At 40.6% G+C, this 25521-nt stretch carries 21 protein-coding genes and 1 other annotated feature; of the genes, 4 read left to right on the forward strand and 17 right to left on the reverse strand.

What is annotated here, in order from left to right:
• Nucleotides 1-295: 295 nt before the first annotated feature.
• Nucleotides 296-847, forward strand: a complete 552-nt coding sequence (locus tag ACSLGF_RS12865) for a hypothetical protein (RefSeq protein ID WP_456006019.1) — start codon at nt 296-298, stop codon at nt 845-847.
• 46 nt (nt 848-893) lie between these two features.
• On the opposite strand, the gene ACSLGF_RS12870 is transcribed toward ACSLGF_RS12865, so the two are convergent.
• The 8 genes from ACSLGF_RS12870 to acsA all read right to left on the reverse strand — a co-directional run bounded on the left by ACSLGF_RS12870 (nt 894) and on the right by acsA (nt 12630).
• A complete protein-coding gene (locus ACSLGF_RS12870) occupies nt 894-1460 on the reverse strand; it encodes a cysteine hydrolase family protein (RefSeq protein WP_456006021.1) in 567 nt (188 codons plus the stop codon).
• A 233-nt stretch (nt 1461-1693) separates the two neighbouring features.
• Entirely contained in the window at nt 1694-4858 is a 3165-nt protein-coding gene (locus tag ACSLGF_RS12875; RefSeq protein WP_456006024.1) for a type I restriction endonuclease subunit R, read from the reverse strand.
• A gap of 18 nt (nt 4859-4876) precedes the next feature.
• Nucleotides 4877-6016, reverse strand: coding sequence for a restriction endonuclease subunit S (locus ACSLGF_RS12880; protein WP_456006027.1), 1140 nt, complete (start codon nt 6014-6016; stop codon nt 4877-4879).
• On the reverse strand, nt 6006-7598 hold the full coding sequence (locus ACSLGF_RS12885) for a type I restriction-modification system subunit M (RefSeq protein ID WP_256498917.1): 1593 nt from the start codon (nt 7596-7598) through the stop codon (nt 6006-6008). Before ACSLGF_RS12885 ends, ACSLGF_RS12880 begins: the two co-directional genes overlap by 11 nt.
• 20 nt (nt 7599-7618) lie before the next feature.
• Entirely contained in the window at nt 7619-8185 is a 567-nt protein-coding gene (locus tag ACSLGF_RS12890; RefSeq protein WP_256498918.1) for a restriction endonuclease subunit S, read from the reverse strand.
• 202 nt (nt 8186-8387) lie between these two features.
• Nucleotides 8388-8966 carry an esterase/lipase family protein gene (locus tag ACSLGF_RS12895; protein ID WP_371930241.1) on the reverse strand — a complete coding sequence of 193 codons (579 nt, stop codon included), beginning with the start codon at nt 8964-8966 and terminating at the stop codon, nt 8388-8390.
• A gap of 320 nt (nt 8967-9286) precedes the next feature.
• A complete protein-coding gene (tyrS, locus tag ACSLGF_RS12900) occupies nt 9287-10555 on the reverse strand; it encodes a tyrosine--tRNA ligase (RefSeq protein WP_256498920.1) in 1269 nt (422 codons plus the stop codon).
• A 53-nt stretch (nt 10556-10608) separates the two neighbouring features.
• Nucleotides 10609-10846, reverse strand: a binding site (T-box leader).
• Nucleotides 10847-10905: 59 nt separating this feature from the next.
• The gene (gene acsA, locus ACSLGF_RS12905) at nt 10906-12630 is read right to left on the reverse strand and encodes an acetate--CoA ligase (RefSeq protein WP_256498921.1); all 1725 of its coding nucleotides are present in this window, start codon (nt 12628-12630) and stop codon (nt 10906-10908) included.
• 155 nt (nt 12631-12785) lie between these two features.
• Between acsA and ACSLGF_RS12910 the strand changes: the two genes are divergently transcribed.
• From ACSLGF_RS12910 to ACSLGF_RS12920, 3 genes are read left to right on the forward strand one after another with little or no spacing between them, the layout of a single operon-like run.
• The gene (locus ACSLGF_RS12910) at nt 12786-13418 is read left to right on the forward strand and encodes a GNAT family N-acetyltransferase (RefSeq protein WP_256498922.1); all 633 of its coding nucleotides are present in this window, start codon (nt 12786-12788) and stop codon (nt 13416-13418) included.
• 39 nt (nt 13419-13457) lie between these two features.
• On the forward strand, nt 13458-14099 hold the full coding sequence (locus ACSLGF_RS12915; protein ID WP_256498923.1) for a CBS and ACT domain-containing protein: 642 nt from the start codon (nt 13458-13460) through the stop codon (nt 14097-14099).
• Nucleotides 14096-15256 (forward strand): acetoin utilization protein AcuC, encoded by a 1161-nt coding sequence (locus ACSLGF_RS12920; RefSeq protein ID WP_327924854.1) that lies wholly within the window; start codon nt 14096-14098, stop codon nt 15254-15256. Before ACSLGF_RS12915 ends, ACSLGF_RS12920 begins: the two co-directional genes overlap by 4 nt.
• 43 nt (nt 15257-15299) lie before the next feature.
• Here ACSLGF_RS12920 and ccpA read toward each other — a convergent pair whose 3' ends face one another.
• The 9 genes from ccpA to ACSLGF_RS12965 form a co-directional block, all read right to left on the reverse strand.
• Entirely contained in the window at nt 15300-16301 is a 1002-nt protein-coding gene (ccpA, locus tag ACSLGF_RS12925) for a catabolite control protein A (RefSeq protein WP_456006031.1), read from the reverse strand.
• Between the two features lie 448 nt (nt 16302-16749).
• Entirely contained in the window at nt 16750-17826 is a 1077-nt protein-coding gene (locus ACSLGF_RS12930; protein WP_099726841.1) for a bifunctional 3-deoxy-7-phosphoheptulonate synthase/chorismate mutase, read from the reverse strand.
• Between the two features lie 218 nt (nt 17827-18044).
• Entirely contained in the window at nt 18045-18368 is a 324-nt protein-coding gene (gene ytxJ, locus ACSLGF_RS12935; RefSeq protein WP_099726840.1) for a bacillithiol system redox-active protein YtxJ, read from the reverse strand.
• Nucleotides 18369-18398: 30 nt separating this feature from the next.
• Nucleotides 18399-18869 carry a YtxH domain-containing protein gene (locus tag ACSLGF_RS12940; protein WP_456006033.1) on the reverse strand — a complete coding sequence of 157 codons (471 nt, stop codon included), beginning with the start codon at nt 18867-18869 and terminating at the stop codon, nt 18399-18401.
• A 26-nt stretch (nt 18870-18895) separates the two neighbouring features.
• The gene (locus tag ACSLGF_RS12945) at nt 18896-19315 is read right to left on the reverse strand and encodes a DUF948 domain-containing protein (RefSeq protein WP_456006036.1); all 420 of its coding nucleotides are present in this window, start codon (nt 19313-19315) and stop codon (nt 18896-18898) included.
• 227 nt (nt 19316-19542) lie between these two features.
• Nucleotides 19543-20841 carry a UDP-N-acetylmuramate--L-alanine ligase gene (gene murC / locus ACSLGF_RS12950; RefSeq protein WP_456006039.1) on the reverse strand — a complete coding sequence of 433 codons (1299 nt, stop codon included), beginning with the start codon at nt 20839-20841 and terminating at the stop codon, nt 19543-19545.
• 303 nt (nt 20842-21144) lie between these two features.
• On the reverse strand, nt 21145-23883 hold the full coding sequence (locus ACSLGF_RS12955) for a DNA translocase FtsK (RefSeq protein WP_456006041.1): 2739 nt from the start codon (nt 23881-23883) through the stop codon (nt 21145-21147).
• A gap of 198 nt (nt 23884-24081) precedes the next feature.
• Nucleotides 24082-24687, reverse strand: coding sequence for a YtpR family tRNA-binding protein (gene ytpR / locus ACSLGF_RS12960; RefSeq protein WP_099726836.1), 606 nt, complete (start codon nt 24685-24687; stop codon nt 24082-24084).
• Between the two features lie 16 nt (nt 24688-24703).
• A complete protein-coding gene (locus ACSLGF_RS12965; RefSeq protein WP_456006043.1) occupies nt 24704-25516 on the reverse strand; it encodes a DUF1444 domain-containing protein in 813 nt (270 codons plus the stop codon).
• Nucleotides 25517-25521 lie beyond the last annotated feature (5 nt).

Consider the following 25521-nt stretch of genomic DNA (forward strand, 5'->3'; position numbering starts at 1 on the left):
TCACTCTTGTCCCCATAGAAAAAACACCTCCACGTCTTATTTCGGATAACAACGATCCGTTTTCAAACTTGAAGGTGTTTTTTATTTGTCTCATCTTATGGGGTCAGTCCCCTTGATTGTTCAAGGTGGTCTAGGGTTTTTTGTTTGGGTTACTTCTTTAAGAGCGAACACCTTATCCCGCCAAAAGAAAAAGAGAACTGCGATTATCCTTTACCCTTTTTCATTTTTTCCTTATAATTACATGTGTTAAAAATTTTTAAAACAATGACGAAAGGAAAAGGTAGGGAAAAACAATTTGTCGATCATCTCATTTATATTAGTACTTCTGCTCATTTCAATTGTTATCTACGCGATAACGAGAAAAACAAAGGTTGTCGATGAACCGCCTGGAGCTATCATAGGGGTTCTCCTCATTTTACTCATCTTTTTTTCGCTTAGTTTTGTAATGATCATTCCAAGTACCGTACTTTATATCGTTTCATTAGGAGTGAACTTTCTTTTTGGGGAATATATCACCTATGATTCATTTTTTTCATTGTTGATCTTCTCTTTATTGGTCAGTGGGATTATTCTTTTTTGGTCGATCTTTTTAGCATTCATTGGTAAAGGAATTTCCTCCTTGCTAAGATTCCCCAAATGGGTCGAGTTTATAATAGAATTTCTACTCTCATGGATCGTTGTGCATTTCTCAGTTAAGTTTGTGCTCAATATGAAAATAGTGAACGTCTCCATTTGGGAGTATGGTACATTGATTTTATCCTTCTTTGTCAGTTTTTTATTTATTGGAATTGATTTCGTATACTCAGGTATTGAGCAACGAAAACAATCGCTGGATACACATGCTTAGTATGACGAAAAAGCTCCTAGACATCTTTCTAGGAGCTTTCAATCGTTCATTTATGTTCTGCCCAATTTGTGATGAGCTGCTCGGTTGTCATGACAGTCGCAAATTCATCATGCAGTGTGGCAAGCGACAGCCGATGAATCGTTTCGGGATCATAATATGTACCGGTTTGATCTGTTAGTCCAAAGGCGGCGGTTGCATCTGAAATGAGATACGTGTCAAAGCCTAGATTCCCGCTCATTCTTGTTGTGGTAGATACGCAGTGCGGTGTTGTTAATCCTGCAATCACAACTGTGTCGATCTCGTTTGATCTTAGTTGTTCCTCTAAGTTTGTACCTATAAAGCTGCTGTTAACTTTCTTTTGTAACACCATTTCTTCATCTAGCGGTTTGGCGATATCTTTGAAGGAGTGCCCTTCATTTGCTGGATGAAATAAGGAGTGCGGTTGATCCGATGTATGCTGAATATGAATGACTGTCCAGCCTTTTTTTCTCCAAAACGTCAATAAACGACTGATATTCTTCTCTGCATCTAGGTTATTTCGTTCTCCCCATTTTTCATGCTCGAATGCCTTTTGTACATCTACCATAATCAAAGCCTTTTGATTCGTTTGCACAAACGCCCACCTCCAAAGATTCTCGTTCACTACATGTAGTGTAAGGAATAGTGGTCGATTTGTACATGCTTTTACTGATGTTTTGTCTGATTTTGCATCAAAAAGACAAACCACCCACTGGCTATGATGTTAGAGATTACCTATAGATGATGAAAAATGAACAGGGAAAATAGAGAAAGTATCCTAAGAAATATTGTTTAAGTTGTTGCGTCAATTTAAACTCCTTATCGAGATTATCTTAATTCATCATCCAAAGGAACAATCACTTCATCTAACAATGTTCTCCACGCTCGTTTCATTTCAGGTCCGTATTTTAATGGTTTAGCATCTGGATGAATTGCTTTATATTGATCAAATTGTTTACTATCAATGATGTTCCCAATATTCGGAATAGGATCAGTTCCTATCATATATTGAATAGATGATAAATGGAGTTCGTTCTCATCCACGAACCACGTTTCAGCAAATTCTTTAATATGGGAATTTTTCTTTTTTGTAAAGAATGTTCGTTTGACCACTAATATATCTTCATCTGGATTCACCTGTTTATTGTCCATTTCATTGAGGATCGCTCGATACACCTCTTTTACCACTTCAGCTTTTTTCAATTTTTGAAGTGCCTTTTCGATTTCTTGACGAATATCATGATTATTGGCAGAGTAATTTCCTAACAGTTGATCAATAAAGGCAGAGTCAATGTCGTATAGCTTAACAGAATTCTCACCATAAAATTCAATATCCGAGAAGTTGGGTGTTTCCTCTTCTTTCTCTTTCGTCCCTTCTTCTACTAGTGAGCCTTTGATTGTATTGTATATACCGATATTTTCTTCGATCGTCATCACTTGTTCTCGCAAGGCTTTCGATGCTTCCATATCATCGTTGTAATTGTCATACGTCACGAGAGCTTCATAAGCATTACTCAGCTCTTGGAATGCTTTAACAAATTCAACACGTTCCTCTACTGGCGAATGCTCGTCCAATTCAGAAAGATTGATATCAAGTGACTTTAAGGTTTTATGTGCCTTTTTAAATCGTTTCAATGATTCTTCATAAGTTGGGTACACAAGATTCGTTTCTTCCTGTTCGTTAGAGTATGTCTTGGTCGCTTCCTCTACATTCCACTCCATCGTCCACGGCTTTCTAAACGTCATGATCAGCCCTTTTGTTTTACCAGGATATGTACGATTTGTTCGCGAGAAAGCTTGAATTAAACCCGCATACTCTAAGAGTCGATCCACAAAAAGAGTTTGTATGGTCGGCGCATCAAAGCCAGTTAAAAGGCGATCAACCACAATCACTAAATCTATATGCTTGCCAAATTGTTTAAACTCCGCTTTTTTTCGGGCTAATCTGTTGTTAATGTCCCCATTATACCGCTCAATATCTTGAATCGACCAAGCGGTATCATAGGATTGATTATAGTCTTTGATGATGTTTATCATATCTTCTTGATCTAGTTTTGAAGTTTCTTCATTATCATTTAATGAGTAGGTGATCGCGATTCTAGGAAAATCCTTATCCTCTATCGTTCGCCCTTTACGAATAGGATGACCTTCAAACTCTTTTGCCATCCAATCAGGATCTTTCGTCATCCTTTTTATCGCATCATAATATCGTTTGGCCATCGCAATAGAGTTTGTTGTCAAAATAGCGGACTTTTGCGGTCGTCCGTTTTTGAAATCAAACTTTGTATAAGCATTATCCGGTCGAAACATCTTATGGATGACCTTTTGAATATGCTCTTCACTTTCATAGATAGTGGATGGCAAATGGGATTCCTTCTCCATCCCATCCATTTGATCAATATACGTATTTAATTCATCATCATTAAGATGAGCGTATTTGTCATTTTGACGAAGCCGAGAAAAGATATGATTGCTAAGAGAGTTTGGTTCAATCGTATCTTCATGTTCTACTTGGAATCCTAGAACTGCACCATCATCCAAGGCGTTTTTAATCGTATATGTATGAAGCTCTTCACCGTATTGATCACGAGTCGTACGTGCTAACTGACCTTTTGGTTGTTTTTTATTAACATCAAAAATAGGTGTTCCAGTAAAACCAAACCAAGTAGAATTAGGGAACGTTTTTTTCACAGACTCCATGCCCTCGGCACTTAATGCTCGATGGCATTCATCAACGACAAAGACAATATGTTGACCGATCAGTTTTTGAAATCGGTTCTTACCATCCTGCTCTTCTTGTTTTTTTGCATAATTGATAGCATTCTCTAGTTTCTGACGAGTCGTAATAATAATGGTATTTGAATTGGCATCCGCTAATAATGTCTCACTCAGTTCTTTTGCACTGCCAGTTCCAACAATTAAACTATTAGACTTTGCCTTACCTGAAGAGATACCTGTATTAAATTCAGACGCAAACCTTGTGAATTCTGTCGTTGTTTGATTGTCTAAATCTTTTCGATCAATGAGCATAATCGTCCGGTCAACGCCAGGTTTCCTTGCTAATAATTTGGTTGCAACGAAACTCGTTAATGTCTTCCCTGATCCTGTTGCATGCCATACATATCCAGATTCATGTTTCATCGCCGCCGTAAACAATGCTTCAATTGCGTGTATTTGATATGGATGTAAAACCATTAACGCTTTTTGATCATTTTCTTCACTCACAACAGTATATTGAGCGATCAGTCGATGTGCATTTGGAATTCTGAGTACTTGTTTCACAAATTCATAGAGGTTGTTCACTTTTCGGTTATCTTTTGTCCGCCAACTAAAAACAAACTTCTTATGCATATCTTTTGGCAGAGCATTGGCAAAATAACGAGTCGTTTGTTCATTTGAAATGACAAATAACTGAAGAGTGGAAAAAATATTATTACGAAATAGCCCTTCCTCTGCATACTTCTTCACTTGATTGTATGCTTGAAACACACCATCTTTTGCCGTAACCTTTTTTAATTCAATTTGCACAATGGGTAACCCATTGATTAATAACGTCACATCAAAACGCCTGTCACGTTCGTCAATATTCTCTCTTTTTTTCGCAATTTGATGAACGACTTCATATGTAGAAATGCCCCCACCGATATCATGATTTGAATAAAGAACGAGTGACATCGAACCTAGGGACACATCATCTCGTTCAATTGTAATGCGAGCAATCCCATTTTCACCTTTTAGCCACCTTGCTGCATCAAAAGGTGTTTTCGTTTTATTTAAAATTTCCGTTTTAATCTTATCAAATTCCTTATCAGAAATCGGATGCTCCCCAATTTCTGATAAGTTGTTTTGTGTGATGATCTTTCGTAAGTTCTGCCATAAGTCGGCTTCTGATTTTAGATCTGGACGATAGTTCCATTGATTACTCTCTTCACCAAGTACGTCAATTAACTGACGTTCTATTTCTGATTCATCTCTATGTTCAATCTTAATCATCTTATTTCCCCCTTTTGCTTAGACAAACATCTTTTGTAAAAAGGCTTTTTTGGTTTGTTTTAAGATATCTAGTTCTTGTTCGTGTAGAGCGATTGTTTTGTCTAGTTGTTTGAAGAAGTGACCGATTTCGGTTTGTTCCTTTTCATCAAAAGGTATTTTCAGAATCAATTTCTTAACAATAGAACCAGAGAGATTACCTTGCCCACCTTGGAGATATGTATTAATAATTGAGCTTTTTTGTTTTTTAAGCCACTGGGTAAGGAAATATGAATCGTAACCTCTTTTAGGCTTAATTGCTAACACAGCCTGATTTATTGCACCGTTTATTTTAGAAATCCCTACTTCACCACTTGTAGCACCATATAAAGCATAAAGAATATCTCCTACCCTAACCATTTTGGTTGATGAGCTATTAAATCCTTCTTCAGTGATATATATTTCAGTTGTTTTTGAATTAATCTCTGCCGACCTAATAAAAGGAATGTCTCCACCATAAAAAGTTTTATTATCTACACTTGGTGTACCACCAGAATAAGATTCGGAGATCTCTCCTAAACACTTGGCTTCCCACTCCCCACTAAACCCAGAAAAACGAATTTCCGGTACGGATTCTCCTTCTTTTGGAAACATTTTTTGTAGGAATCCTTGTTTCGTTTGTTTTAAGGTGTCTAGTTCTTGTTGTTGAAAAGCAATTGTTTCGTCTAGTTGTTTGAAGAAGTTGCCGATTTGTGTTTGTTCCCTTAATAGGGGCACATTAATAGAGATTTTATAAATACTATTTTTTGATAAGCTAGGTACCCCAGTTGATTCATCGTACTTCTTCCAATCAATTCTATTAGCTAGTGAGTACAGAAAATACAAATCATTTTTCCCTTTAACTGTCATATAAAACAAAGTATCTACCGTCCAAAAAGGTGCTAATAACAACTGCGGTTTATTTATAGTACCTTTCCTTCCAATTCCAATAGCATCATCATCTGATAACTTATCATTAACACTATGCATATACCCACCAGTACCATAAACTGGGATATCTCCTTTTTTTAAATGTTTATAATCCCTGCCCGAGTTTATATTCAACACGTCAACAATTTTACATTCGTCCCATTCCCCACTAAACCCTTTAAACCTAACTTCCGGCACGCTCTTACTTCCCACGTTTAAACACCTCTAATGCACCTTTCATCCATTCTGCGTCTTCTTCATCAAACTGCATGGAAGAAATCATGTCATATAAATTAGACTCTAGTTCTTCTTTTTCTTTTCGAATCTCTTGAATTTTTGCTCCTATGGCAGCCATATCGACAGGTTCTTCTTCTTCGAATGTATCGACATATCTTGGAATATTTAAGTTGAAATCATTCTCTTTAATCTCTTCAAAGCTTGCCACATGTGCATACTTTTCTACATCTTCTCGTTTTTGATATGTCTCTACTACTTTATCAATGTTATCAGTTGATAATTTGTTTTGATTTTTTCCTTTGGTAAATTCTTTACTTGCATCGATAAATAGTACATCACGCGTTGTACGGTTTTTCTTTAAAATGATGACAGTGGTTGGAATGCTTGTACCAAAGAATAAGTTTGCTGGTAAACCGATCACCGCATCAATGTGTCCATCTTCTAGTAATTTCTTACGGATGACACCTTCAGCTGCGCCTCTAAAAAGAACTCCATGTGGCAGGACAATCGCCATAGTTCCAGAATCTTTTAAATGATATAAGCCATGCAAAAGAAAAGCAAAGTCCGCTTTTGATTTCGGTGCCAACTTTCCATAGCGATTAAAACGTGAATCATCTAAAAATGTATCGTCTGCTGACCATTTGGCTGAATATGGCGGATTCATTAGAACTGAATCAAATGTATATGGCTCATCGGTTGGCCAGTCTTTATTTAGTGTATCCCCGTTACGCAAGCGCATGTCCTCGTAATCGACACCGTGCAGAGTTAAGTTCATTTTTGCTAAATTAAAAGTTGTCGTATTCAGTTCTTGCCCATGATATTTCACACTTTCTGGATACTTAATGTAATTACGAACATTTAACATTAAAGAACCAGAACCCATAGTAGGGTCATACACGCTGAATAATTTTTTCTCCTCTTGCCCCATTGCCACAATACGTGCCATCATGATAGAGACCTCATGTGGTGTATAGAATTCGCCGGCTTTTTTCCCTGCTTCCGAGGCAAATTGACTGATTAAATATTCATAAGCATCCCCAATGACATCTCCATTATGACCAATGACATCAACATCATTTAATTTTTTCAATACCTCTGTAATGGTGATATTTCTCTGTTGATCATCTGACCCCAGTTTTTTCGATTTCAAATCCACATCATCAAACAAGCCACTAAATTGAAGATATTTCGTCGATAAATCAATGAATGCTTTATTCAAATCATTCAACTGAAAGATATTCTGTTTTGCCTGACTCGCTAACTCACTAAATAAATACGTTGGTTCGATATCATACCCTATCGTATCGACTAATGTTTCAATTAAGTCTTTTTGAATATCCTCATCTGATAACAACTCTTTGTATAATTGCGCTTGTTTATCCTGCGTGTCATATTCTTCCAGTGATTCATCTGCAACTTCGACCACTTTTTCTAATAATCGATCAGATAAATATTTATAGAAGATCAATCCTAATAAATAGTTTTTATACTCTGAAGCATCCATTTTGCTTCTAAGGTCATCTGCGGCACTAAATAATGTTGTATGTAAGTCAGCCATCGTTATTTCCTCACTTTTCTTTATTGATCATGTTGTTTTAATACTTCTAAAAATAGTTGTTCTTCTAATTTTGCTTGTTTCTTCATAAGCGCTTGACGCTTTCTAAAATGAAAATAGGCTCTTCCTATCATTTGTTGTTTTTCAATAGAAGGAAGATGCACTTCTAACGCACGAAAAATCCCTGGTGTTAGTTTTGGAACCGTACTTCCTTGCATAGAAATCGCCATTTGTTTTTTCATAAATTGAGATTCATTTAAAACATAACATAAATACTGCTTATCTAGTTCTTCAGTTTCTATGATCAGCTTGGCAAAGTTTTGGTTCATGACTTTACCTTGAGTCTCAATACTGACAATCCCTGCAATCGAACTAACAAAGCTGAAGACAACATCACAAACATTTGTTAAGTACGGATCAACCGTTAATAATGTGCTTTCTTTTTCATTTACAATGGAGTCTAAATAAGCGCCATCTAAATCTTTCATTAAATCTTCATAAGAATATGCAGATAAGCTATTGTCGGCTTTTTCATTTCTTCTTGATTGGTTTTTTCCCATTTTGATCGTTATGATTTGTTCAAGCTTCATATCCCGCCCTCATTTAGTAATTCGTACGAATTACTTTATAACATATACATTCATCGTACCATAGTCTGATTTCATCGACAATCATTTCAAGTATTCACACGAATAGAACTTCATCAATAGGTACTCCATGTTTCTTCATGATTAAATCTACTTGTAAAATACAGAAAGCCAGCTTCCATGAATGGTAGCTGGCTATTTTAAATTAATTCGTATTCTGTCCCCCGCCGTTCAGTCCTTCTTTAATATAGCCTTTGACTTGGCTTGAGGCTAATAGACCGATATGTCCAACTCCGTGGATAAGGACGTTCCTTGCGCCAATTAAGCGGGAGAGGCTGTTGACGACGATGAGATCGGCTGAGCTATAGACGGATGTGTAAAGAATTTTTTGATTTGGATCGGTGCCTGGTAATGCTCTGAGTGAAACGAGTCCATTCGCTCCACCTAGTGTGACGACATTTTCAATTTTATCTCCGCCGTCTAGGTTCTTAATATAGTATAACGTGTTGGCTCCACCCATGCTATGCGCCACAATATCTACTTTTTTGGCGCCCGTTTTGGCTAGCACATCTTTGACGTATCTAGATAGACGCGGTCCATTATTAAGGTTATTGCCTGTTTTGTCTATGAAATCAATTGCATATAATTGGTTTCGGTCCCAGCCCTGTGACACCAGGTATCTTTTGATCGCCGCGAAGTTGTAAGAGGCACCACCCATGCCATGGACCATCACAACCGGATTATGCTCAGCCGCTTTGACCTCTTTCGGCTGGACGAAAACCATTGAACCAACCACCAATGCAAATGCAACGAGAATCTGCAAACTCCTTTTCATCAAAAATGACACTTTCATTCCCCCTTATTTATCTTGTTCGACTCTATTTTAAACAACAAAAATATGACAGAAAAGTGAACAAGGCACTGTTTGTCCGATATTTTCACAAGAAATAAATAATGAAAAAGCACCTTTGACTTTCTCATGAGCCAATGCCAAAAGACTAGACATTCGTTTCTCTTACAGTCTGTTGGTCTATGTGACAGCCTCCATGACTCAATTGGCATAAAAAAAAGCAGCCGGTTCTCTCAGCCGGCTGCACATCATTCTTACTTGTAATTCACAAGGAAGTATTTCTTTTTCCCTCTTCTTAAAACAGTGAATTGGTTTTCAATTCGGTCTTCAGCTGAAAGAACATAGTCTTTATCGGTTTGTCTCTCTCCGTTGATGTAGACCGCACCATTTGTGATATCTTCACGTGCTTGACGCTTTGATGGAGACAGCTTTGATTCCACAAGGATATCGACTAGTGTTAATTCTTCTGTGCTGCTTTTCTCCATTGATGGAACATCCTTAAAGCCTACTTTGACTTCTTCAGCTGAAAGAGATTTGATCTCGCCTTTAAATAGTGCATTTGAGATGTTCACAGCCTGTTCTAGTGATTCACGGCCATGTACAAGCGCTGTCACTTCTTCTGCTAAACGGCGCTGCGCTTCACGTTTTTCAGGTGCTGTTTGCACTTTTTCTTCGTAAGATGCGATCTCTTCTTTTGATAAGAACGTAAAGTATTTTAAGTATTTCACGACGTCACGGTCATCTGTGTTGATCCAGAATTGGTAGAATTCATAAGGTGACGTTTTTTCTTTATCTAACCAGATTGCGCCGCCTTCTGTTTTACCAAACTTCGTGCCGTCTGCTTTTGTGACAAGCGGCATCGTGAGACCAAATGCTTTTGCGCCTTCTGCCTCAGACTTGCGGATCAACTCAAGTCCAGATGTAATATTTCCCCACTGGTCACTACCACCGATTTGCAGCTTACAGTTTTCATTTTTGTAAAGGTTTAAGAAGTCTAACGATTGCAAAATCACGTAGCTGAACTCTGTGTACGAAATACCTGTCTCGATACGTGAGCTGACGATATCTTTTGCCAGCATGAAGTTCACACCGAAGTTCTTTCCAATATCACGAAGGAACGTGATGACATTCATTTGGCTGATCCAGTCATAGTTATTGACGATGACGGCTGGGTTCTCGCCTGCTTCAAAATCAAGAAATTGAGACAGCTGGCCTTTGATTTTCTCTGACCACTGTTCCACGATTTCTGCCGGGTTTAGTGAACGCTCTGCTTTTTTGAAGCTAGGATCTCCGATCAGTCCAGTTGCGCCGCCAACAAGGGCAATCGGGTGATGCCCTGCTTCTTGGAATCTGCGCAATGTTAAAATGGGCAATAGATGACCAATGTGCAAGCTGTCAGCTGTCGGATCGAAGCCGGAGTACAGCTTGATTTTTTCTTCTGCTAATAATTTTGTTAAACCTTCTTCATCTGTTTGCTGCTGAATTAATCCTCTGAACGATAAATCTTCCATCAATTGACTCATATCCAAATCTCCTTTTTTTACAATTCAACATAAAAAACGCCCCTTCGAATGAACGAAGGGACGATATATATCGCGGTACCACCCTGCTTAAAAGACAAAATATCACGTCTTTTCACTTACACTGATAACGGACAGATCCGTTCTTTCACTAATGAGGCAGCATTCATGCTCCTTTTCGTAAAAGCGGTTCGTGAGGGTAATTCGAATATCTCTTTGTACTGACTCGCACCAGCCGTCAGCTCTCTTGGACAGGGAAAGATGATTCTACTGAATCTCAGTCAAAACCTTTTCGTATTCAACTAAAGTCATTTTTAACATACTTTTGATATCAAGTCAACTGACGAAGGAGATTAATCTTCCATTGTCGAAAGGTCGCCAGCAGGTAAATTCAGCTCCCACGCCTTTAGCACACGTCTCATAATTTTTCCGCTTCGCGTTTTTGGCAGTTTGTCTTTAAACTCGATTTCTCTTGGTGCCGCATGTGCAGCAAGCCCCTTTTTCACAAACGTACGAATCTCTTCTTTCAGCTCATCTGTCGGCTCGTATCCGCTCCTGAGAGCAATGAATGCTTTGATAATTTCACCACGTACCGGATCTGGTTTTCCAATGACACCAGCCTCTGCAATGGCCGGATGTTCAACCAGTTTACTTTCCACCTCAAATGGACCGACCCGCTCTCCTGACGTCATGATGACATCGTCGACACGTCCCTGGAACCAAAAGTATCCGTCTTCGTCCATATATGCTGAATCTCCTGAAACATACCAATCTCCCGGCATAAAGTAAGATTCATATTTTTCAGGATTGTTCCAGATCGTATGCATCATGGACGGCCAGCCCTTTTTGATCGCAAGGTTGCCCATCCGGTATGGTGGAAGTTCATTTCCGGCATTATCCACAATCGCGGCTTCTACGCCTGGAATTGGTTTCCCCATCGAGCCTGGTTTGATGTCCATGCATGGATAATTACAAATCAGCTGTGCACCAGTTTCCGTCATCCACCAAGTATCGTGAATTCGTTTGCCAAATACAGCGTCTCCCCAGCGGATCACTTCCGGATTGAGAGGCTCTCCTACACTTAAGACATGACGGAGCGAGCTGAGGTCATATTTTTGAATGAGGTCGTCCCCTGCCCCCATCAGCATTCTGAAGGCTGTCGGTGCACTGTACCAAACGGTCACACCAAGTGATTCAATCGTTTCATACCACGTATCAGGATTAAACCGGCCACCTAAGATGACATTCGTTGCCCCATTTAACCATGGTGAAAAAATACCGTACACTGTCCCTGTTACCCAGCCTGGATCAGCTGTACACCAGTAGACGTCATCTTCTTTCAGGTCAAGCACCCATTTACCGGTCTGGTCTTGCTGCACCATCGCGCCATGGACATGCAGCACACCTTTTGGCGTACCAGTTGACCCTGACGTGTAATGAAGTAGGAAACCGTCTTTTTCATCCATCCATTCTACTTCAAGTTCCTTTACTGCCTCCTGAAATGCCTCTTCGTAGTGAATTGTCCGCACACCACCGATGTCTTCCTTTTCACCGCCGACAATGATGACAGATTCAAGCTTCGGAAGCTCTGCAAACGGAATACGCTCAAGCAGATCCGGCGTTGTCACAATGACCTTCGCCTCGCTATTTTCTAAACGGTCTTTGACGGCGCCTTCCATAAATGCCTCAAATAACGGGCCAACGATCGCACCAATTTTGACAGCACCAAGCAGAAGAAAATAGAGCTCAGGTGATCTTGGCATAAAGATAAACACGCGATCCCCTTTTTGCACATGCGCCTTTTCTCTGAATAGATTTCCCGCTTTGTTTGTGTTGATTTTCATATCCCTGAACGTATACTTTTCATCCCGCTGTGAATCTTTGTAATGAAGCGCCACCTTGTTCTTACGAAACGAGTCCGCATGTCTGTCAATTGCTTCATAGGCTGCATTTATTTTTCCTGTTTCATACCAGGAGAAGTTTTTTCTCGCTTCCTCCCATGAAAATTCTTTGTATGCCTGCTCATAATCATTTAAATGATAGTCTCCTTTTACTGATGGTAGCGTTTCCACTTTCATCAAACAGTCCCCCTTTGCATACGTTTACAATGACCATTATAGTATAGATGACTTTTTTTCTCAATTTTTAAAAAACTTATGGTGAAACCGTTTTAATTTCTTCAAGATTTAAGCTAAAATAGAGACGACTCACTAGAATTTGAGGCGGTGGATACGTGGAGCATCCTAAAACTTATTATTCAAAAACAATTGAGCGAGAAACAGGTTCTATCCTGATTGAAGGACCGGTACCTGCATCAGAGCTTGCGAACTATACGTTTCATGAAGGACTAACGGCATTTCGCACGCCTGAGGAGCAGAAACAAGCACTTGTTGAAATAGCAGATCTTCCAGAAGGACGTATTATCATTGCAAGAGTGGATGAGCTTGTCGTAGGCTATGTCACGTATTTGTATCCTGATCCGCTTGAGCGCTGGTCAGAGGGCAAGATGGACAATTTAATCGAGCTTGGCGCGATTGAAGTCGCTCCTCCATTTAGAGGATGCTCGCTCGGCAAGCATTTACTTGATGTGAGCATGATGGATGAGCAAATGGAGAACTACATCATTATTACAACTGAATATTACTGGCATTGGGATTTAAAGGGGACAAAGAAAAACGTTTGGGAGTACCGTAAAATGATGGAGAAAATGATGAACGCAGGTGGTCTTGTCTGGTTTGCAACAGACGAGCCAGAGATCAGCTCACATCCAGCCAATTGTTTAATGGCGAGAATCGGAAAAAACGTGAGTCCTGATTCGATCGAGCGTTTTGATCGTCTTCGCTTCCATCAGCGCTTTATGTATTAACGTTCAATTCGTTTTTTTGGCAAAGGGGATTGGTAAACAATGATGATTGAACAAATTATGGAGCGTGATGTGATCACGCTGCGAAAAACCGATACGATCGAAGAAGCCATTCAAAAAATGAGTGCACATCACATTCGGCATATTCCCATCGTATCTGATCAAGATTCTGTCATTGGGATGGTGACAGATCGGGATATTAAAAATGCCAGTCCAAGTATTTTCGAAACAGAAAAAAGGCAGCTTTTTATTCAGCGGCCGGTAGAAGAGATCATGGTGCTAGAGACAATCACCGCCCATCCGCTTGATTTCGTTGAGGAGATTTCGAGTGTCTTTTTTGAGCATGGAATTGGCTGCCTTCCAGTGGTGAGACGCGGTAAGCTTGTAGGCATTATCACAAAGACAGATTTACTTCGTACGTTTGTCAGACTGACAGGTGCAGATCAGCCTGGGTCACACTTAGAGGTTGAAGTGAAGCAGATGACAGAAGGGCTCGCAGACATTACGGCTATTTTAAAGGAGCAGCATATTCAAATGCTGAGTGTGCTTGTGTACCCGCATGCAAATGAAGCCTCTAAAGTGCTCGTATTCCGCCTTCAAACCATTCATGCAGATCATGTGACGAAGCTGATTCGGGCAAAAGGCTACAAGGTGCTCTGGCCTATGGAGCAGACGGTCAAATGAAGGAAGCGACCTTTGTTTTTTCACCATCTTTTCAAACGTACCAGTTTCATCAAGATCACCCCTTCAATCAGCTTCGTGTCTACTTAACATACGATCTTCTTCAAAAAATGAAGGCGTTAACGGATGATGAGATCATCGCACCGCGTATGGCTACGCTGGAGGAATTAAAGCTCGTCCATACGACAGATTATATTCAAGCTGTGCAGCGGGCAAGTGAAGGAAAGCTGTCTACAGCAGAGGGTGAACGCTACGGCCTTGGCACGGAGGATACACCGATGTTTGCAGGTATGCATGAGGCGGCTTCTCTTCTTGTTGGTGGGACATTAACAGCGGTTGATCAAGTGATGCTGGGTCATTCGCAGCATGCGCTCAACCTTGGCGGCGGGCTTCACCACGGATTTAAAGGACGTGCATCTGGCTTTTGTATTTATAATGACAGCTCTGTGGCCATTCAATATATTCAAAAGACATATGGCGCAAGGATTTTATATATTGATACGGATGCTCATCACGGAGATGGTGTACAGTTTAGCTTCTATGACGATCCAGAGGTATGTACTGTCTCCATTCATGAAACGGGTCGCTACTTGTTCCCTGGAACTGGACAAGTACAGGAAAGAGGCCATGATAAAGGCTATGGCTATGCGTATAATATTCCGCTCGATGCATTTACAGAAGACGAATCGTTCCTCGAAGCATACCGAACAGCAGTGACTGAGATAGCTGCTTTTTTTAAACCAGACGTGATTTTGACGCAAAACGGAGCGGATGCTCACTATTACGATCCTTTAACCCATTTATCTGCCACCATGAAAATATATGAGGAAATTCCCAGACTTGCCCATGAGCTTGCTCATCAATATTGTGAAGGCAAATGGATCGCTGTTGGCGGAGGCGGATATGATATTTGGCGCGTGGTCCCAAGAGCGTGGAGCCGCATTTGGCTTGAGATGAAAGGCGTCACACCGCCAGCTGACCTTCCTAAGGAGTGGATTCGGGCATGGAATAAGCAATCGCCTGTCACCCTTCCATCAACATGGTTCGACCCTGACGATTTATATCCACCGATACCAAGAAAAGCAGAAATCACAGAAAAAAATGCGCAAACAGTAGAAAAAGCACTCATGCCTGTTAGAAGAGAAAGGAAAAATGCATAAGAAAAGCAGGCATTCACTGATAAGGTGAGCCTGCTTTTTGTTTTTATTTTGTTGATTGTCTTTCTTCAATTCTGTGTGGCAGCTCAACAATTTGATCGTCCACTTGTTCTTTGTTCATCAGCTTTGTCAGCAGTCTCATTGCGACAGCGCCAATATCATATGTCGGCTGAACAACCGTTGTCAGCTGAGGACGTACCATGAGGGAAAGTCTTGTGTTATCAAAGCCAATGACCTCTAAGTCTTCAGGAATCGAGACGCCTCTGTCCTGTGCGCCGTGAATGACACCAAGAGCCATTTCGTCTGTTGCTGCAATGACAGCCGTCGGCTTGTCTGATTGCTCAAGCAGATTTGCAAGAGCTTCAATTCCTGAGTCATAGGAGTAATCGCCTTCAGCAACGAGAACATCATCAAAAGCAATGCCCGCTTCTTCTAGCGCACGCTTATATCCAGCAAGCTTTCTCACAGAGTTAATTGGTTCTGACATCGGACCAGATACGAACGCAATTCGTTTATGGCCTTTGTCAATTAATAATTGGACTGAATCATAAATGGCCTGCTCGTAGTTAATGTTCACAGATGGTGTTTGTGCCTGCTCTTCAACCGATGCTGCAAGAACAATTGGTACAGGAGAGCGCTTAAATTCTTCGACATGCACATCTGTGATGTTGCCGCCCATAAAGACAATCCCATCTACTTGTTTGCCTAGCATCGTATTTAACAAATGCAGCTCTTTATCTGTATTTTGATCTGAGTTGCTCAAAATGATGTTGTACTTGTACATCGTGGCGATATCTTCAATCCCGCGTGCAAGCTCAGAATAGAAGATACTAGAAATATCAGGGATGATGACCCCAACTGTCGTCGTTTTTTTACTTGCAAGTCCTCGTGCCACTGCGTTCGGACGGTAGCCAAGACGATCAATCGCTTCAAGCACCTTTTTTCTTGTTGTTGGTTTCACGTTCGGATTTCCATTCACAACACGTGATACCGTTGCCATACTTACATTTGCTTCTCTTGCTACATCATATATTGTAACATTATTCACATAAATCACTCCTTCAAATACACTTCATATCTATAGCATTCACCAATTAGGTAGAGACATATCAGATACGAAAAAAATAATATCCTATTTGTCATTAAAACGATGAAAAGAGACACATAATTTTTCAATCTACATCAAAATGACATTCTTTTATGAAATTATACACGTTTTTTCTTCATATGAAAACGTTCCCTTTCTTTTTATAACTAAATTAAACAAACTTTAATGAGCTTGTTACCTGTAAATTGAATCATATTTCATCAAAAGTCATCGTGAACATCAGCTATGACAATGATCTTAGCAGATTCTATCGAATTTTAAAAATGAAAACATTGTGAACAAGCACTTTAAGCTTGCAATGTGTTTTATTCCTTTCATTTCCAATTCTATTCTGTTTTCTCCATGAAAAAACCGCCGGGCTACTATCCGGCGGTTCTTCTAACTATGATTACGCGTGAATGTTGACAAGTGGTCTTAACGCATCTAACCATTTTTCGAATTGAGGAATGTCCATTTGCTGCGCTGAATCAGATAGGGCAACAGATGGGTCTGGATGCACTTCTGCCATGACACCGTCCGCTCCAATCGCAAGAGCTGCTTTAGCTGTTGGCAGAAGAAGATCTCTACGTCCAGTTGAGTGCGTCACATCAACGAATACTGGTAAATGTGTCTCCTGTTTCAAGATTGGCACAGCAGAGATATCTAATGTGTTTCTTGTCGCTGTTTCGTATGTGCGGATACCGCGCTCGCAAAGGATGATTTGGTCATTTCCTTGTGCGATGATGTATTCAGCTGCATTGATGAATTCTGAAATGGTCGCTGCTAGACCGCGTTTTAAAAGAACTGGTTTCTTCACAGACCCGGCTTCTTTTAATAGTTCGAAGTTTTGCATGTTACGTGCACCAATTTGAATCACATCAATATGCTCGATCGCTTCTTCAATATGCGCAGGGTTTACGATTTCACTAATGACAGCAAGACCGTATTCATCAGCTACACGCTTTAGAATCTTTAGACCGTCTACGCCAAGCCCTTGGAAGTCGTATGGACTTGTGCGAGGTTTAAATGCGCCACCGCGAAGAAGTTTTAGTCCCTGCTGTTTAGCTGCTGCCGCGACTTCTGCGACTTGTTCGTAGCTTTCAACAGCACATGGTCCAACGATGAAGCGTTGTTTTCCATCACCGATGGCTTCCCCATTGATGTTCACAATTGTATTTTCTGGTTTTTTCTTACGAGAAACAAGAAGTGCTTTGCTGTGGTCATCTTCTTGAAGCTCTAGACCTGCTTTGAAAATTTCCTTGAAAATATGCTGGATCGTTGAATTTTCAAATGGGCCGTCATTTTCTTCAAGAATTTGGTTCAGCATTGTGCGCTCTCTGACAGGATCATAACGGTTGACACCTTGCGCTTCTTTTGCCTTCCCAATTTCTTTTACAATGCTTCCTCTTTCATTGATCAGTTTTAAGATTTGAAGATTTAGTTCATCTGCTTGCTGTCTCAATTGTTCTAGTTCGTTGTTGCTCATTTTTGTCATCCTTTCCTCTGCCTGCTCTCGCTTTTTATTTTTAAATTCTCTCAGGATAGGGTTTATTATAAACAAAGATTTCGGAATTGTCACGAAAAAATTCTTTATTACCAAAACGCTTTTAAGCGATAAAGTATTATGTGTAAGATTATAGCATACTTTTGGTTCAAGTAAACCTTTTTTTATAAAAAAAAACGTCAGCAGTTGCTGACGTTCTTCTACATATGATGTTCAAGCGCTTCTTTTGTAATGCTTGAGTGAGATGCATGCCATTTTACTTTTCCACCGCTAAAGACGAGTGCCTGGGGACTTTCGTGCTTTACCCCTGACTTTTCAGCCACATAGGATGAAAGCTCTCTTGTGTTTTGAATTTGCAAGAAATAAGCAGGTACGTCTTCATGTGCAGATGCAAATGCTTCAAACTCATGAAAAGCAGCTTGGCTGATTGGACATGTCAAACTGTGCTTAAAAAAGACAAAGGTTCCGTCTTGATTCGTTAGTTGATCAAACTGTTCTTCTGTTTCGATGAGTTGCTTTGACATGATGTGCTCCTTCCTAACTTAAGCAGCAAGTTAGCCTTTAGTAGATTGTTCTACTTTTTCTTTGACATCTTTGATGCCGTCTTCAATTTCTGATTTTGCTTCTTGTGCTCTTACTTTTGCTTCGTCTGCTACATCTGACGCTTCGCTCGCAAGATCATTTGCAGCATCTTCTGCTTCACTTTTCACTTGATTAGCTTTTCCAGCTGCACGCTCTTTTATGTCTTTCACTTTGTCTAAAATCTGGTTTGACTGCTCTGCCACCAGCTGAGACAATTCAGACGTTTTATCTTTCGCAATCGTCACATATTCAGTGCTTTTTTCCTTCGCATCTGTTGTGAGTCGATCTGTTTTGTCTTTTAAAGCATTCGCTTGGGTGTTCAAATCATCGCGAAGCTCTTTCCCTGACTTCGGTGCTAAGAATAATGCTGTTGTTGCACCAACAATGCCACCAATAAGTGTTCCGATCAAAAAGTCTTTGCTATTGATTCCGTCTTTGCTCATGATTATTCCTCCTATGCGAAAATGGTTTAATTTTGGTGTTTACGTTGTTTCCATTTTTTATAAATTTCAAGTGCTGCGTTACTCCAGCTTACAACATCCGTGACTTTTTCTTGGTTCCTTTCAACGGAAGAAGAAACTGCTCCAGCTGCCTGCTTTATGCTTGTATTAAATTGGTTGATCGAGCCGCCAATTCCCTGCACCGCATCCACAACTGTGTTGAGTTTTGCCGATTTGTCTTGAATATCTTCAGCAAGCTGATTCGTCTTATGTAGCAACTGTGCTGTCTCTGTGGTGATACCTTGCATCTGTCCTTCAAGACCTTCTAAAGTTGATGCGACATTCTTTAATGTCAGCTGTAAAGATTTTAATGTTTTAGACAAATAGATGACAAGAATGAGGAAAGCAATTGCGATCAGTGCAACGCTTAGATATAAAATAATAATCATCTGATACCTCCTTTGTTGCGGGCATATTCAATTCAATACCCTCTCGTTGTATCATTCAAACATCGCCTAGAATGACCGATTGATTAATAATTCTACACTTATTCGCTCATTCCTGTCCACAGCGAATGAAAAAAAGCAGCACATCTTGACACATTCAGCCCCTTTGTCACATTTTATTCAACATAAAAAAGTGCCGATTGAAACGGCACTTTTACGATCATTTACATTTATACAGCAACTTTCTCATAAGCACGTAAATATTTTTGAATGTCTCCGGCTCCCATAAAGATCAAAATCGCATCCTCGTGCGCTTTCAACACAGATGTCTCTTCTTCATCAATCAACTGAGCTTGCGGAATTTTTCCACGTAAATCTTCGATGCTTAGTTTTCCAATGTTTTCACGAGCTGAACCAAAGATATCGCAAAGATACACATAATCAGCTTTCTTTAGGCTATCAGCGAATTCAGTTAAGAATTGCTGTGTCCGTGTGAAGGTATGCGGCTGGAAAACAGCGACAATATCACGTTCTGGATATTTTTGACGGGCCGCTTCAATGGTGACCTCAATTTCAGTTGGGTGATGTGCATAATCGTCAATTAAAACTTGCTCACCTACTACTTTTTCATTAAAGCGTCGTTTCACACCGCCAAATGTTGTTAATGCACCTTTGATCAAATCTACATCAATGGCTTCATAATGACATAAAGCAATCACTGCTAACGAGTTGAGGACATTATGATTTCCATATGCAGGAATATAGAAGGTATCATAAAACGTATTGCGAACAAATACATCAAATGTGGTGCCTTCCGTATTTTTCACAACATTACGTGCTTGGAAATCATTTTCTTCATTGAATCCGTAGTACACAACAGGTACTTTCGCTTGAATCTTGAGCAGATGCTCATCGTCTCCGCAAGCGATAATGGCTTTTTTCACTTGAAGCGCCATGTGTTGAAACGCATCAAACACGTCATCAATGTCCGAGAAATAATCAGGGTGATCAAAATCGATATTGGTCATGATCGCATAGTCTGGATGATAGCTGAGGAAGTGTCTACGGTATTCGCATGCTTCAAATACAAAATACTCGCTGTTTTCTTTCCCCATTCCAGATCCATCACCGATTAAGTACGAAGTTGGCTTTGCTGATTGCATCACATGGGCAAGCAGTCCTGTTGTGGATGTTTTGCCATGAGCACCAGTAATCGCAACGTTTGTGAATGAATCCATGTATTCTCCAAGGAATTTATGGTAACGAATCACAGGAATCCCTTCAGAAAGGGCACGTTCAATCTCAGGGTGTGTATCAGGAAATGCATTTCCTGCAATGACCGTCATCCCCGGCTGAATATTATCTGGGTCAAATGGAAGAATTTTGATATTTCTTTCTTCTAATGCTTTTTGTGTAAAGATATGCTTTTCGATATCCGATCCTTGGACAGTATACCCAGTATCATGAAGAATTTGGGCCAGTGGACTCATACCTGTCCCTTTTATTCCAACAAAATGATAAACAGTCATAATTGTACCTCCAACAAACGTCTATCTGACTTACAGTATATGACGCTCATTTCAATTTGCAACTTGTGATTTTCGTCTCTAGCGGATCACAGATCGCAGCTCCAAATAAAGATTTTTTCCGATCTCCCTATTCTAATCAATATTAACTATGATTAGTATCCGACAACTTTCCCATTTCTAACACCTGTTTCAGCTCATTTTACATAAAAAGAGTTCAGACAGGCACGCAAAAAGTGTCCAATTACAAAATTGCACCTATGTGCTATCATACCATGTTTATCAAAAAAATGAAGTGGTTTTTGTTTAGATCAATTGTTCTAGATCACTGAGTGTCATGAGGACTTCTCTTGGTTTACTGCCTTTCGCACCAGAGATCATGCCTTCACGTTCCATCATGTCAATCAATCTGGCTGCACGATTGTAGCCAATTCTAAATCTTCTTTGCAAACTGGATGTACTTGCACTATTTTGCTCGATTGCAAATCGGCAGGCATCCATAAACAATTCGTCTTCGTCTGTAATCGCAGAGCCTTGGAGCATCAATTCCTCCTGTTCGAAAAGAAACACAGGCTTGCGTTGTTTCCTCACATGTGCCACCACTTGATCGATCTCGCGGTCTGATACAAAGTTCCCTTGCAGCCTTGTCGGCTTGCCAGAGCCATTTTCTAAAAAGAGCATGTCTCCTTTTCCGAGAAGCTTTTCTGCACCTGCCATATCAATAATGGTTCTAGAATCTACCTGACTTGAGACAGAGAAAGCAATTCTTGTTGGGATATTGGCTTTAATGAGACCTGTGATGACATCAACGGATGGTCTTTGAGTCGCAATCAGTAAGTGAATACCACACGCTCTTGCTTTTTGTGCAATCCGGCAAATGCTTTCTTCGACTTCATTTGGTGCGACCATCATTAAATCAGCCAGCTCATCGATGACAACGACGAGATACGGAAGTTTTTCACCCATTTGTTTTTCTTTCACAAGCTCATTGAATCGTTTAATTTCTCTCACACCAGAGTGAGCAAACAGTTCATAGCGTCTTTCCATTTCATCAACTACCCATTTCAGGGCAGCTGTCGCTGTCTTGGCATCGGTAATGACAGGACTCACAAGATGTGGAATGTGATTATACGGCGCTAATTCAACCATTTTAGGGTCGATTAGGAGCATTTTCACTTCATCTGGTGAGGCTTTAAACATCAAGCTTACTAAAATGGTATTAATGCAGACACTTTTTCCTGAACCTGTTGCTCCAGCAATTAAGCCGTGCGGCATTTTTTGCAGATCAACCACGACGGGCTGACCTGATATATCTAATCCAAGCGCTGCCGTTAAAGGAGATGGATTGTCTCTAAATGCACTGCTTCTGATCATTTCTCTTAAGAACACCATTTTACTGTGCAGGTTCGGCACTTCAATTCCGATCGTGTTCTTTCCTGGGATTGGTGCTTCGATTCGAATATCCTTTGCGGACAAACTGAGTTTAATATCATCTGACAGGTTCGTGATTTTGTTCACTTTCACACCTGGTTCAGGATGTACTTCAAATCTTGTGACAGAAGGGCCCTGCGTGACATGGACCACACTTGCTCTTACATTGAAATTTTTAAGCGTTGCATTGAGCAGCTCTGCCCGCTCTTTCACCCATGCCCCGTCCTCTTCTTTTTGAGCTGGAGGTACGTCTAGAAGGGCTAAGCTTGGAAAAACATATCCTTGTGCATCCGACGTTTTCTTCTGTCCTTGCACGCGCTGGTCACTTTTTAACATCATGACGTTAAAAGGAACCGTTGAGGTTTGACCGTTTGAACGCTTCGGCTGCGGAGATGTCTGTTGTGGTTCTTCTCGCTTCACTTCAAGCGTTTGTTCCTGCTGCTCTGTCTGATCCATGAAGGTTTCTGCTGGCCCAGAGGCAGTCGGTTCATCTGTTACTGGTTCTGGTTCTAATGGCATGACTTGATCTTCCATAGATTGATCATCTTGCAGATCATGTTTGATCACTGGCTCAGCTTCTTCAAATCCTGCTGCTGGCACTTCTTCTTGTCTTTCTTCTATCGAAGCGGCCTCTATTTCCTCCATATCTTCCGCTGTGATGTCTTCTGTCACCGTCACTTCTTCTGCTGGGCTATCTATTTCCATTTCAATTGCTGGTTGTGAGTCTTCAGCTTTTTCAAATGTCCATCTGTCTATTTCCACAGCATGATCTTCAACCTGATTCATCGGCTCGTCTTTTCTTTCTTCTTGTTCGCCGGAGACGACCTGTTCCGGCTCAGGCTCTACCGGCTCGTCTTGGTATGCTGGGGCTTGCTGCTTATGTAAAACAGCTTCGTTATGATCTTCTGGCTGAGAAAAGGCTTGATCCTTTTCCTCTGCTTGGATAAAAGATTCGTCATTTAAGCGCTCCATCGTCGACTGAACGTGATCCTGATAGGCGAGTTCCTCTTGCAATGTAAGAGGCGTCGCGGCTGTTTGCATATCCGCTTTCTCTTCTGCTAGGGCTGAAGCAGCTTCTTCCATACGATTTTCTTTCCGTATAGACGGGATGTTCATTTGCTGTCTCACATTCCGTTCACGCTCTGCCTCTTCTGATAACAGTGTGACACGCTGTGCTGTTTCTTCTGTGGCCTTCATTTGAACAGAGGGTGCTTCTTCTTTGCCTTCTTTTCGTTTTGGACGCATATCCTGATGATAGCCATAGATCGGCGAAGGGATTTGCTCTGTTTTGAATGGCTTTTTATTTATATCAGGCTGCAACGTTTGTTTAGGCTCATAGGTCGTCTGCTTTGCCTTTGGCTGGCTGGGTCTCGCGCGCCTTCTCTCCTGCTGCTTCACTCCGTCACGAGCGGGTTCATCTGGAACGAGAGGAAAGCGGAAGTTGCCTTTCGGATATTCATAAAAGACTTTCGTATCTTCAATTTTTTTATATTCTTTATGCTGTTCAACAGATGACTGCTTTGGCGCATCCGGACCTTCTACGGGTCTCTCAGCTTTTTCTTCTTTCTTTTCTTCTCCTAAAAACACACTGAAAAATTTATCTATCCAACTCATCGTTTATCACTCACTTTAACTCCCCTTACGTTTTCTTGGGCGATTTTTAGTATACCACTGCTTTTTCATGCAGAAAAGCGAGAAAAGTGCCGCTTTTGCTGTTCGTGCTGTATGTAGATGAAAAAAAGTCACTAAGTACGTACTTAGTGACTTTTCGTATAACACATTCTTCGCTCATATGTGCCCGTTTATGGGAGGTTAGGCTTCAAAGGGTTCGCCAGCTTGGTGGGTTCCTTCTAGAACAAGGATCCCTTTTTCAGCAGGCGCATCTGGAAGATCTAATTCTTTTGCAGAACAAATCATTCCGCTTGATGGTACACCTCTTAGTTCAGCATCTTTGATGATCAAGCCGCTTGGCATCACTGCGCCGACCTTGGCAACAACGACATATTGACCTTGATCGACGTTTGGTGCACCGCACACGATTTGTAATGTTTCTTCGCCAACATCTACTTGGCAAATGTTTAATTTATCTGCATTCGGATGCTTTTCCTTTTCCTTCACATAGCCGACAACAAATTTTGGTGATAGATCGACAGTCAACGTTTCACTGACACCGTTGCGGTTTAAAATTTCATTGATATCTTGAACAAGCGTTTCAGAAAGCGGTACAGATCCGTTTTCTTCAATTTTCATGTAAGTGGATGCGTTGAAGATATTAAAACCTGTTGTTTCTTTTGTGTCTTGATTGAAGATTCTCACGACATCTCCAAACGTTTCATGACCTACTTCTTCTCTTGTCACATCTTTTAATGAAATAAGAAGTGTGTCGCCTACACCTTCTGCATTATAAAAAGCATTCATTCTTCAAAATTCCCTTCTACTGCTGTTTTGGTCTGCTTTTCGCAAGAATAAAGATTGGTTCGAGCTTGCCCTCGTCATATAAAAATGACAATGCGGTAATTGGAACCGTGCCGCTGGCGAAGAAGCTCATCGACATTTGCCCTAAAATATCATAGCCTGAATCATTGCGAACATCTGCAATGATGAATACATCTTGATGGGGAACAGAAATGGCCATCTGTCCCTCTATTTTTTGCGCGTATTCTTGTAAAATCGATTCATTTAAAAGTCTGCTTGCATCATATCCGTCATTCGCACGGAAGAAATAAAAACGATTGCCTGCGACTTCATCCATTTTCACCACGGTTTCAAGTGAGCGGACGTTAAAGCTTGCGGTTTCCCTGATTCGCTCTTTTGTCCAGTTTTCCTTTTGAAGCATCTTCTCATCAATTAATCTGTAGGTGCTTCCAAGGTCAAGCGCATAGTAGATTCTTGTTTCAGCTGTATGCTCATCAAAAACGAGCGGAATCTCGTCACTTGATGTCTCTGGAAAGGAAGTCGAACGAATGACCGGATAGATTTGCTTTTCTTTACCTGATATGTGCTGCGCTTCGCCTTTCATTGCGCTTAGCGCCTCTTTCACATAGTAAACGATCTCATCCAGTGTTTCATCAGGCTTTACTTCCCACTTCGCAATAATTGGCGGAAGCTCAAGCGTGATGCCTTTACCTGTTTGTTTATCTTCAATACGAAGCGTATCTTTTTCCCGGTCAAACTGGTGTGACCAGCTGTCACTCGTCAGACGGCTTTTCAATTGATTGGCAAGCTGTCTTGATGTCATTTTTGCCATAGTTA

Source organism: Bacillus sp. A015, assembly GCF_053851875.1.